Genomic DNA, 1507 nt, shown 5'->3' with positions numbered 1-1507 from the left:
GGGCATTCAATCACGTGGGTCAAAATTCGATGAAAATTTTCAGCTCTAGTGGGTCAGTTCTGTGCGGACATCAACAGCCAGCAACCTTAGCGAAATTGAAAGTTTGTGATTTAACTCGTGCGGGCACAATCGAGGCTGAAAGCGCCAACGGTCATCAAGTGAGGTTGCCGGAGCACGTTGTTCGACAATGGAAGCGTTACAGCCAGCTTCGCCGAGGCGTTATTGGCAAGGGGCCTCTTGCACATGCACCGCTAATCACTCATCTCGATTCGGAAGATGCAATCTCAGCTTGGGGTATCTGGTCGATCTTTCACGAGTGGGAGAAGAGTCGATCCGCTCATAAGGACCTTCACGTTACTCCGCGCACGTTGCGTTCGGCCTATCTTGATCTTTTATGCAGCAGTAGAGAGCGAACGTTACGACGGGCATGTGTGCATGGAGGTGCGCGAGGGAGGCGCGTTCAAGTCGACGTGGACGCGATATCTCAAGGCATCGTGACGGAGGAAAATGATCAGATTTTTCTCTACTTGAAGACGATCTGAGAAATTTCGTGTTGGTGCAGACTGTGGGTATATGAAGGCGTGGCTCGCCCTCAACGAATCCTTCCGACACTAGTTGTTCAGCAGTCCGTAGGCGAAGATCGGCCGATTACAGCCAGCCATCGGATGTCGCGCGATGACATTCGAAGGTCCGCAACATACTAGTCCTGAGTGGGGCGAAGCATCCGTGTTGCCATTTCGCTGCATTGAGCGAAAAGCGTCCCGAGCACGACGCGCAGCTTGCTTGAGTCGTACGTCCCCGATGCAATGGCATCCGGGGTAGCGGTATAGAACGCTTTGGCGTAAGTGTCCTTGAAGTCGAGTGCGCCCTGGTAGATTCCCAGTGACTCTTTGTAGTTGGTCCAGGTCACCTGTGGAGGTGGACGATCTTTCAACCGCAGGTCCAAATAGCACTCGATGGCTGCGGCGCGGCCATTGATGTCGGCATTTTCGACGCCACTCGGTCCTCGTGTCGGGAAATTACGCAGTTCCTCCACGTCAGGTAGCACCATTGCTCGCATGTTCACCGGGAACATGAAGCGCTGCAGACTACGAAATGTGTCGATTCCTTCAGCGTCGTTGTCGAAGAGGAAGACAACCCGGTTGTGAACGTCAATCTTGACCAGCCCTTCGGCAAACTTCGATAAGTTGCCCGTTCCGGAGAATGGGTGTCGGTCTTCAACGTCGATGAACCGGAAAAAGTCCTCGATATCCGGCCGGAGAAGCGCGAAGCCGCGCTTCAGGATGTGTGTGTCGGACGTACCCTCGGTCGCGATTAGGTACGTCTGTGTGCGACGCGCGCCGGAGACAAAATCTTCGTTTTTCGCCCACCCAGCATCGACAAAGTTCCCGTAGTCCCAAACGACTTCAAGATCCAGATTGGCCGGATTTTCGTAAGCGATCGAATAACGGCGCCCTTGTGTAGAAATCGCTGCACTCTGATGCTACGTGTCCACGTGGACAGCTGG

General features: G+C 53.9%; 2 protein-coding genes and 1 pseudogene. 1 reads left to right on the top strand and 2 read right to left on the bottom strand.

Annotated features, from left to right (window positions below; all coding sequences use genetic code 11):
- The coding region (locus BDI24065_RS40805; protein WP_217481857.1) for a hypothetical protein at positions 1-542 on the top strand (542 nt) is incomplete at its 5' end.
- A 158-nt stretch (positions 543-700) separates the two neighbouring features.
- On the opposite strand, the gene BDI24065_RS41325 is transcribed toward BDI24065_RS40805, so the two are convergent.
- Positions 701-1075 (bottom strand): hypothetical protein, encoded by a 375-nt coding sequence (locus BDI24065_RS41325; protein ID WP_254609967.1) that lies wholly within the window; start codon positions 1073-1075, stop codon positions 701-703.
- 261 nt (positions 1076-1336) lie between these two features.
- Positions 1337-1441: pseudogene (locus tag BDI24065_RS41455) on the bottom strand (HEPN/Toprim-associated domain-containing protein); the annotation flags it as partial.
- Positions 1442-1507: the final 66 nt, after the last annotated feature.

Origin of the sequence: Burkholderia lata (genome assembly GCF_902499025.1) — a bacterium.
Classification (GTDB): Bacteria; Pseudomonadota; Gammaproteobacteria; order Burkholderiales; family Burkholderiaceae; genus Burkholderia; species Burkholderia lata_C.
Note: the sequence above shows the minus strand (reverse complement) of the source record. Positions and strands in the feature narration are given on the sequence as shown.

Coding starts and splice junctions, on each gene's coding strand:
- BDI24065_RS41325 (WP_254609967.1), bottom strand. CDS start 1,075: ATGTTCCCGGTGAACATGCGAGCAATGGTGCTACCTGACGTGGAGGAA.